The organism is Streptomyces atratus (assembly GCF_040655115.1).
Taxonomy (GTDB): domain Bacteria; phylum Actinomycetota; class Actinomycetes; order Streptomycetales; family Streptomycetaceae; genus Streptomyces; species Streptomyces atratus_D.
Map to the genome: position 1 here is coordinate 40,432 of NZ_JBFAJH010000054.1, position 9,587 is coordinate 50,018.

9 protein-coding genes are annotated in these 9,587 nt (G+C 71.3%); all 9 read left to right on the plus strand.

Annotation, left to right across the window (positions count from 1 at the left end):
• The first annotated feature begins 94 nt into the window (after positions 1–94).
• The 9 genes from AB0I23_RS34875 to AB0I23_RS34915 all read left to right on the plus strand — a co-directional run bounded on the left by AB0I23_RS34875 (position 95) and on the right by AB0I23_RS34915 (position 9,477).
• A complete protein-coding gene (locus tag AB0I23_RS34875; protein ID WP_359115701.1) occupies positions 95–616 on the plus strand; it encodes a DUF2617 family protein in 522 nt (173 codons plus the stop codon).
• An 84-nt stretch (positions 617–700) separates the two neighbouring features.
• Positions 701–2,317: a polyamine aminopropyltransferase gene (locus AB0I23_RS34880; protein WP_359115704.1), complete on the plus strand. Its 1,617-nt coding sequence runs from the start codon at positions 701–703 to the stop codon at positions 2,315–2,317.
• Positions 2,318–2,437: 120 nt separating this feature from the next.
• Positions 2,438–3,358 carry an SRPBCC domain-containing protein gene (locus tag AB0I23_RS34885; protein ID WP_359115707.1) on the plus strand — a complete coding sequence of 307 codons (921 nt, stop codon included), beginning with the start codon at positions 2,438–2,440 and terminating at the stop codon, positions 3,356–3,358.
• Positions 3,359–3,379: 21 nt separating this feature from the next.
• Positions 3,380–4,180: an aldose 1-epimerase gene (locus tag AB0I23_RS34890; protein ID WP_359115710.1), complete on the plus strand. Its 801-nt coding sequence runs from the start codon at positions 3,380–3,382 to the stop codon at positions 4,178–4,180.
• Positions 4,181–4,366: 186 nt separating this feature from the next.
• A complete protein-coding gene (gene pyrE, locus AB0I23_RS34895) occupies positions 4,367–4,906 on the plus strand; it encodes an orotate phosphoribosyltransferase (RefSeq protein WP_359115711.1) in 540 nt (179 codons plus the stop codon).
• 213 nt (positions 4,907–5,119) lie between these two features.
• Complete coding sequence (gene fbaA / locus AB0I23_RS34900) at positions 5,120–6,151, plus strand: class II fructose-bisphosphate aldolase (RefSeq protein ID WP_037690726.1); 1,032 nt, start codon at positions 5,120–5,122, stop codon at positions 6,149–6,151.
• Positions 6,152–6,234: 83 nt separating this feature from the next.
• Entirely contained in the window at positions 6,235–7,401 is a 1,167-nt protein-coding gene (locus tag AB0I23_RS34905; protein WP_359115714.1) for a MalY/PatB family protein, read from the plus strand.
• An 88-nt stretch (positions 7,402–7,489) separates the two neighbouring features.
• Entirely contained in the window at positions 7,490–9,007 is a 1,518-nt protein-coding gene (locus tag AB0I23_RS34910) for an MFS transporter (protein ID WP_359115717.1), read from the plus strand.
• A 56-nt stretch (positions 9,008–9,063) separates the two neighbouring features.
• Entirely contained in the window at positions 9,064–9,477 is a 414-nt protein-coding gene (locus AB0I23_RS34915) for a DUF3151 domain-containing protein (RefSeq protein ID WP_030977723.1), read from the plus strand.
• Positions 9,478–9,587: the final 110 nt, after the last annotated feature.

Genomic DNA, 9,587 nt, shown 5'->3' on the forward strand with positions numbered 1-9,587 from the left:
AGTTGGACCTGATCGGGCGTTCCCCACCCCCACGTGCGTCGTTACGGGGGCGTCCCTTGTCCATGTGTCCATGCGTGTTTTGCGGAGCCGACCCATGCTCACGACCCTCCAGACGGCCTATTCCGACACCCGTGCTGCCGACCTGGCCTGGGCGCTGGGGCGTGAACCGCTCCCAGCCCTGGCCGTGCTCGACCTCGAGCTCGGCGGGGCCCGACTGCAGCTGCGTCTGCTCGGCGCCTCCCATCAGGTGCTTCTCGAAGAGGACGGCGGTACCTGTTCCGAAACGGTCGCGTGTATCCCCGGCAGCTCCACGCCGCTGCCGCTCGGCGTCGCCAAACGGCTCGGGGACTGGGAGTACGAATTCGCGGCGCGCGTCGAGACTCTCTCCGCGGGCTCCTTCGCCGGGCGTGCGCAGGAGCTCCTCGCGCTGGTGACCGACCATCCGCACGGCCTCGCAGGCACGTTCCCCGGCAGCCCGCACGCCTTCACCGCCATGCTCGCGCAGCGGTCGGAGGGCCAGGTCCGGTGGCGCACCTGGCACGCGTACCCGCAGGAGGGGCAGTTGGTGGCGACCCGCACCCGGGTGGGAGTGCGGATGCCGGTGATGGCGCGCTGAATCGCCTCAACTCGGTTGCGTGCACGGCACTTGCACCCTTGTGGGTGACAAGCGGCGACGTAATCGTGACGTAGCGTTCGCATCATGATCGACCAGCAGGTGCAGGTGCAGGTGCCGTTGCGAGGGGGTGCGCCGCGTCTTCCCGTACGACCGCGGACCGGTCGGTTCCTCGTGCTGGCCACAGTCTTCGTCTGCGCCGCCTGCGGGCTGGTCTACGAACTCGAACTGGTCGCTCTCGCCTCCTACTTGACCGGCGATTCCGTCACCCAGACATCCGTCGTGCTCTCCGTGATGGTCTTCGCGATGGGGGTCGGCTCGCTGCTCGCGAAACGTTTACGCAGCCATGCCGCCGTGGGTTTCGGGCTGATCGAGGCGGGTCTCGCGCTGATCGGCGGCTCCTCGGCGCTCGTGCTGTACGCGTCGTTCGCGTGGATGGGGGAGTCACGTTTCGCGCTGGTCGGGTTCTCGCTCGCCATGGGCATCCTGATCGGCGCGGAGATCCCGCTGCTGATGACGCTGATCCAGCGCGTCGACCAGCAGGACGCGGACGGGGCGGTCGCGGACCTGTTCGCCGCCGACTACGTGGGTGCGCTGGTCGGCGGACTGGCGTTCCCCTTCCTCCTGCTGCCGGTCCTCGGCCAGCTCACCGGGGCGCTGCTCACCGGCACGGTCAACGCGGCGGCGGGCGGGGCGCTGGTGCTGTGGGTGTTCCGGCGGGACCTGACCCGGCGGGCCCGGTGGCTGCTGATCGTCGCCAACGTGACGGTGATCGCCCTGCTGGCCGCCGCCACCGTGCTGGCCGACGACTTCGAGCGGGTGGCACGGCGTGCTTTGTACGGGAACCAGGTGCGGGTCGCCGTCCGGACCGACGTGCAGGAGGTCGTCCTCACCGGGGCCGGTCGCAGCTCCCTGGACCTCTTCCTGGACGGGCGGCTGCGGGTCAGCGCCCGCGACGAGTACCGGTACCACGAGGCGCTGGTCCATCCGGCGATGAACGGGCGCCATGCCCGGGTGCTGATCCTGGGTGGCGGCGACGGCCTGGCCGCCCGCGAGGTGCTGCGCTACCCGGACGTACGGAGCGTCACGGTCGTCGAGCTCGACCGCGGCGTCACCCGACTGGCCCGTACCGACCCCGTACTCTCCGCGCTGAACGCGCACGCGTACCGCGATCCGCGGCTGACCGCCGTCACCGCGGACGCCTTCACCTGGCTGCGGGAGGCGTCACGGGGCGGCTACGACGTGGTGATCTCCGACCTGCCGGACCCCGGGATCACGGCGAGCACGAAGCTGTACTCGGCGGAGTTCTACGGCCTGGTCACCGAAGCCCTCGCGCCGGGCGGACGGCTGGTGGTGCACGCGGGCCCGCCCGTCGTCCGACCCCGGACGTTCTGGACGGTCGAGACGTCCATGAGAGCGGCGGGCCTGCGGACCCGCCCGTACCGCGTCAGCGGGCGTCTCTCCGGCTTCGCGGCGGGCCCGGACCGCACGACGGACGCTGTGCAGGGCCACCCCGACTGGGGCTTCGTCCTCGCCCGCCCGGGCGGGAGACCTCCGGCCCTTCACCTGCCTCCACGTCCGCCGGAACTCCGGTTCCTCACAGAAGGGGAACTGGCGCGGGCGGCCCGGTATGCGGAGGGCCGACGGCTGCGGGGTCAGGCGCCGTCGACGCTCGTGCATCCGCGGTACCGGGAGGAGCCGTGAGGGGGCGCGCGGGTACGCCGGGTCCGGGAGACCGCGGGTGTGTCGCTCAGGAGGAGATCCCGTCGCTTCCGGGTGCGGAAGCGCTGACGGGGCGGCCGTGCCTGAGTAGGCTCGGTTTCCATGGAGCATGAGGTGTTCGTTCCGGTTCCGGTCCCGTCCCTGCTGCGGACGCTGGGCGACCCCGCCCGTGTCGCCCGCTGCGTGCCGGGCCTCCAGCAGGACGCCGACGTGTCCGTGGGTCCCCTGACCGGCCGGCTCAAGGTCCGGATCGGCAGCCACACGATCACGTACCGCGGCACGCTGACACCGACCGCGCTGCCGGACGGGGCAGGGGTTTCCGTCACCGGTGAGGGCGTGGAGGCGCGGGGCACCGGCTCGGCGAAGCTCGGCCTGACGATCCGCCTGACGGAGACGGACGGCGGTACGACGATCGGATTCACGGGCACGGCGGGCGGAGAGGGCCGCATCGTGGAGCTGGAACCGGAGACGGCGCTGACGGCGGCGTACCGGCTGCTGGACCGCTTCACGCAGCAGCTGGTGACCGAGACACTGGCGACGCACGGCGCGGGTGACGAGGCCGAGGGGGCGGCGTCCGGCGGGGTGCCCGCCGCCTCCGCACCGTCCGACGAGGGACCGTCCGACGAGGGACCGGCCGGCGAATCGCCGTCCGAAGAGGCACCCTCCGCCGAGGCGCCGTCCGACAGCACGCCCCCTGCCGGGGCACCCTCCGACCGGACACCCCCCGGCACCGGTTCGGCCTTCGAGGCGCCGATGCCGCCGTCCTCGCCCGACCCCGACGCGGACATGGGGTTCCCCGCCCCCGAGGGCCCGCCCGCCGAGGCCGCGCACGCGCGCCGGACCATGATCGGGCGCAGCGCCGAGGAGGTCGACCACGCGCCGCCGCGCGGCCGGTACGCCCCCGTGCCGTCGCCCGATTCGACCACCGCGGGCGCCACCCTGCGCTGGATGGCCCCGGCGGCCGCCCTCGCGCTCGCCTCCGCGGTCGTCGTCGGCCGGGCGCTGCGGCGGCGGAGGAGGTAGCGGCGCCAGTAGTGTCCTCGTGTGAGCAGTAGCGAGAAGAACGTCCGGCTGTCCGTCGGCGACGCCGAGTTGACCGTGGACCCCTCCCATGGCTGCCGCATCAGCAGCCTCCGGATCGGGGGCACCGAACTGCTGCGGCAGGGGGAGCGGTACGGCTGTTTCCCCATGGTGCCGTGGTGCGGGCGGACCGAGAACGGCCGCTTCCACAACGGCGATGTGGTCCACCAGCTGCCCCTGAACTCCCCGCCGCACGCCATCCACGGCACCGGCCGTGACACCGCGTGGCTCACGGCGAAGGTGGCCGGGACCGACGCCGCGTTCTACTACGACCTGGCCGAGCCGTGGCCGTATCCGGGCCGGGTCACCCAGACCTTCGAACTGGCTGAGGGTTCACTCACGCTCGCGTTCGGCATCGAGACGTACGGGGACTCGTTCCCGGCACAGGCCGGCTGGCACCCCTGGTTCCTGCGCAACCTCGGAACCGGAGGCGGCGACGTGCAGATCGCCTTCGATGCCGCCTGGCAGGAGGAGCGGGGCGAGAACCATCTGCCGACCGGCCGCCGGATCCCGCCGCTGCCCGGCCCGTGGGACGACTGCTTCGGGATGCCCGACGGGGTCGACGTGACGCTCACCTGGCCGCAGCAACTGGAACTGAAGGTGAAGAGCCGGTCCGAGTGGGTCGTCGTCTACGACGAGCAGGACGAGGCTGTCTGTGTGGAGCCGCAGTCGGGTCCGCCGAACGGACTGAACACCGCGCCGCGCTATGTCACCCCGATCGACCCGCTGGAGATCGTGACGACCTGGAGCTGGCGCAGGCTCTGAGGCAGGCGGCCTTAAGACCGACCGGCACATGGGGGGCGGCGTCGCGGGGCTGGATACGCACATCTGCGGCGTTGTCGTCAGTCAACAACGCTCCGCGTTGCCTCCCTCCTCCGCCTTGCAGCTGCACGCACCCAGCCCCGCTCCTTCTCCCACCCCCCATGTGCCGGTCGGTCTAAGCTCGTAGCCATGACTGACGTACACGCTGAGCTGCTGCAGCAGATCAAGGACAAGGCCGTGGTGCACGGCAAGGTGACCCTGTCCTCGGGTCTTGAGGCCGACTGGTACATCGACCTGCGCCGCATCACGCTGGACGGTGAGGCTGCTCCGATGGTCGGTCAGGTCATGCTGGACGCGACCGCCGAGCTCGACTACGACTGCGTGGGCGGGCTGACGCTGGGCGCCGACCCGGTCGCCACGTCGATGCTGCACGCTGCCGCCGCGCGCGGGGAGCGGATGGACGCGTTCGTCGTCCGCAAGGCGCAGAAGGCGCACGGGATGCAGCGTCGGATCGAGGGCACGGACGTGAAGGGCCGCCGCTGCCTGGTGGTCGAGGACACCTCGACCACCGGTGGTTCGCCGCTGACGGCTGTGGAGGCGGTACGCGAGGCCGGTGGTGAGGTCGTCGCCGTCGCCACGATCGTGGAGCGGGGTGCCGCTCCGGCCATTGCCGAGGCAGGTCTCCCGTACGTCCACGCCTACACGGTGTCGGATCTCGACCTCGCCTGATCGCTGGCCTGACCTGCGTTTTTCTTCGAGGGCGGACGGTTTCACGTGAAACCGTCCGCCCTCGTCGTACGCCTCCAGCGGCCCGGCCCGAACCTTGAGGGAGTCCGCCAGGTGGAGCCGGAGCGAGAGTCTGGGAAGATGGGGGCGACGATGACGTCGCCCCCAGGTCAGGGAACCAGCAACGCACACCCGCACATCCCAAGGAGCGGACAGATGCCCATCGCAACCCCCGAGGTCTACGCCGAGATGCTCGACCGGGCGAAGGCAGGCAAGTTCGCCTACCCGGCCATCAATGTGACGTCGACCCAGACCCTGCACGCTGCGCTGCGCGGCTTCGCGGAGGCGGAGAGCGACGGCATCGTCCAGATCTCCACCGGTGGGGCGGAATTCCTGGGCGGCCAGTACAACAAGGACATGGTCACGGGCGCCGTCGCCCTCGCCGAGTTCGCGCACATCGTCGCCGCCAAGTACGACATCACGGTCGCGCTGCACACCGACCACTGCCCCAAGGACAAGCTGGACGGCTACGTACGTCCGCTGCTCGACATCTCCGCCGAACGCGTCGCCAAGGGCCTGAACCCGCTGTTCCAGTCCCACATGTGGGACGGTTCGGCCGAGACCCTCGCCGACAACCTGGCCATCGGCCAGGAGCTGCTGGCCAAGGCCGCCGCCGCCAAGATCATTCTTGAGGTCGAGATCACCCCGACCGGTGGTGAGGAGGACGGCGTGACGCACGAGATCAACGACGAGCTGTACACCACCGTCGACGACGCGCTGCGTACCGCCGAGGCGCTCGGTCTGGGCGAGAAGGGCCGCTACCTGCTGGCCGCGTCCTTCGGCAACGTGCACGGCGTCTACAAGCCGGGCAACGTCGTGCTCCGTCCCGAGCTGCTGAAGGACCTCCAGGAGGGTGTCGGCGCCAAGTACGGCAAGACAGCTGGTAGCCAGCCCTTCGATTTTGTCTTCCACGGCGGCTCCGGCTCCACCGAGCAGGAGATCGCCACCGCGCTGGAGAACGGCGTCGTGAAGATGAACCTCGACACCGACACCCAGTACGCCTTCACCCGCCCGATCGTGGACCACGTGTTCCGCAACTACGACGGTGTGCTGAAGGTCGACGGCGAGGTCGGCAACAAGAAGGTCTACGACCCGCGCAGCTGGGGCAAGTCCGCCGAGGCGGGCATGGCCAAGCGCGTCACGGAGGCCTGCGCCAACCTGCGGTCCACCGGCACGAAGCTGAAGTAGCGGTACGAACTGCGGCCGTGGGCCCGGTACTCCCTGGGGTGCCGGGCCCACGGCGTGTCCGCGAACGAGCAGAAGGAGCACTGGTGCAGGCGAGCGCAGGCTATGACTTCGACACCGTCGTCGACCGCAGGGGCACCTGGTGTGTCCAGTGGGACGGAGTCGCCGACCGGTTCGGGGTCGACGGGCTTCTCCCGTTCACCATCTCCGACATGGACTTCGAGACCGCCCCGGAGGTCCTGTCCGCGCTGCGGACCCGCCTCGACCACGGTGTCCTCGGCTACACCAGCTGGCAGCAGGACGACTTCCGGTCGGCGATAGCGCACTGGTACGGGACCCGGTACGGCACCGAGCTGGACACCGGCCGGCTGGTCTACGCCCCGTCGGTGCTCAGCCAGCTTTCGCAGCTCCTTCAGATGTGGACAGCCGAGGGTGACGGCGTCGTCGTCCACACCCCCACGTACGACGGCTTCCGCAAGGCGATCACCGGTCTCGGCCGGGAGCTTCGGGGTGTGCCGGTGGGCGACACGGAGGCGCTGGAACGGGAGCTGGCGCGCCCCGACGCGAAGGTGCTGGTGCTCTGCTCGCCGCACAACCCGACCGGCCGGGTGTGGACGGAGCCGGAGCTCGTCGAGACGTCGGCGCTGGCCGCGCGCCATGGGGTCGCGGTGATCAGCGACGAGATCCACGCGGACTTCGTGCACGAGGGCCATCGGCATGTGCCGTGGGTGCGCGTGGCGGGCGCGGGCGGGGGCCGCTGGGCGGTGATCTCGTCCGCATCGAAGTCCTTCAACTTCCCGGCGCTGACCGGCTCGTACGGCATCATCGGCAACCCGGCGGACCGGACGGAGTTCCTGCGGCGCATGGAGACGGCAGAGGGGCTCGCCTCCCCGGCGGTCCTGTCGCTGACCGCGCACATAGCCGCGTACCGGGAGGGCGGGGAATGGCTGGACGCGGTCCGGGTGTACGTCCGCGACAACCTGGCACTGGTCGCCGAACGCCTGAACACGGCCTTTCCCGGACTGTCCTGGGAACCGCCGCAGGCCGGCTACCTGGCATGGATCGACCTGCGCCCGCTGGGTGTGGACGACGAGGCGCTGCAGCGGGCGCTGATCGAACGCGAGAGGGTCGCGATCATGCCGGGGGCGGTGTACGGCGCGCAGGGCTTCCTGCGTCTGAACGTGGGGTGCCCGCGCAGCAAGGTGGAGGCGGGAGTCGAGGCGCTGATCAGGGCGCTGGGGGCGGTGCGCTGATCCCGGCCGTGCGGGCGCAGGGCACCCCCCTCCGGCAGGTGCCCGCCCCGGACTGGCCACCTCCTCCCGGACCGGGGATGCTGCTCGCATGGGCGAGCCACCTGCCGGTCAGATCCGTGCCGCCTCCGCACCCGGGCGCTGGGTCGTTCTGACCACCGTTCTCGGGTCCGCCATGGCCATGGTCGACTCCACCGTCGTCAACGTCGCCCTGCCTCGTATCGGCAAGGACCTGGGCACTGATCTCGCCGCTCTCCAGTGGACCGTCACCGCCTACATGCTGACCCTTGCCGGGCTGATCCTGCTCGGCGGGGCGCTCGGGGACCGGTACGGGCGGCGGCGCGTGTTCGTCGTGGGGGTGGTGTGGTTCGCTGCCGCCTCGCTGCTGTGCGGCGTCGCGCCGAATGCTGTCGTGCTGATTGCGTCCCGGGCCCTTCAGGGGGTGGGCGGGGCGCTCCTCACGCCCGGGTCGCTGGCATTGATCCAGGCCAGTTTTCACCCGGACGACCGGGCGCGCGCGGTCGGGCTGTGGTCCGGCTTCGGTGGGGTGGGGGCCGCGATCGGGCCGTTCGTCGGAGGGTGGCTCGTCGACGGGCCGGGGTGGCGGTGGGTGTTTCTGATCAATGTGCCGGTCGCCGTGATCTGTGTGCCGGTCGCGCTGCGGCACGTACCGGAGTCGCGGGACCCGCACGCGCACGGGCGCTTCGATGTGCTGGGGGCCGTGCTCGGCGCGCTGGCTCTGGCCCTGGTGACGTACGCGTTGATCGAGGCCCCCGGACAGGGGGCGTCTGCCGCCGTGATCGGGGCGGCCGTGGGCGGAGTGCTGCTCGGAGTGACGTTCGTGCAGGTGGAACGGCGGCGGGCGAACCCCATGCTGCCGCCGTCGGTGTTCGAGTCCCGCCAGTTCACCGCCGTCAATATCGTCACGCTCTGTGTGTACGCGGCGCTCGGCGGCTATTTCTTCCTCTCCGCGATTCAGCTCCAGGTCGTGGCCGGGTACTCCGCCCTCGGCGCCGGAACCGCCCTCCTTCCGACCACGGTGCTGATGCTGCTTTTCTCCGCTTCGTCGGGCGAGCTGGGGCAGCGCATCGGCCCCCGTATCCCGCTCACCGTCGGGCCGCTGCTCGCCGCCGCCGGGATGCTGCTCATGCTGCGGGTGGGGCCCGGCGACGCCTCCGTCTCCGCGTACGTACAGCACGTGCTGCCTGCCGTCGCCGTGCTCGGCCTCGGCCTGGTCACCCTGGTGGCGCCGCTCACCGCGACCGTCCTCTCCTCCGTCGACACCGCGCGCGCCGGGCTGGCCAGCGGGATCAACAACGCCGCCGCCCGCGCCGCCGGCCTGATCGCCGTGGCCGCGCTGCCGCTGCTCGCCGGGATGGGGCCGGAGGCGTACCGCGACGCCGGTGAGTTCGCCGAGACCTTCCGTCGGGCCATGCCGATGTGTGCCGGGCTGATGGTGCTGGGCTCGGTGATCGCCTGGGCGACCGTACGGACACCGCCCGCGGCCCGGAAGGGCACGGCGCGTCCCGAATGCACCGTGCACTGCGGTTTCGCGGCGCCTCCCCTGGAGCCCGCGCGGGACGAGGACGGGGACCCGGGCCGGGCCTGAGAGCTCGGGGGCGCCCGGCTACCCCCGACGCGCATGTGCCAGGCACACTTGAACCCATGTCCATCCACGAGAACCTGCTCGGGGGGCCTCCCCCGACCCACCTGCCCGACGACCCGGAGCCGCGCGAGCTGCTCGCGAACGGCACCGCCCCCGCCGACGTCGCCGCGAAGTACCCGACCTCCTCGCTGGCCTGGGCGCAGCTCGCCGACGAGGCGTTCGAGGGCGGCCGCGTCATCGAGTCGTACGCCTATGCCCGCACCGGCTACCACCGCGGCCTCGACGCGCTCCGCAGGGCCGGCTGGAAGGGCCACGGGCCCGTACCGTTCGAGCACGAGCCGAACCGCGGTTTCCTGCGAGCCCTGCACGCCCTGGCGCGCGCCGCGCAGTCGATCGGTGAGCAGGAGGAGTACGAGCGCTGCTCGACGTTCCTCCGCGACTCGTCGCCGACCGCCGCCGAGATCCTGGGATAAGGCCGACCGGCAATTGGGGGGCGGCGTCACGGGGCTGGGGCACGCACCTCGCGGCGTTGTCGTCAATCACCAGGGCTCCGCCATGGCTCAATCCTCCGCCTTGCGATGCA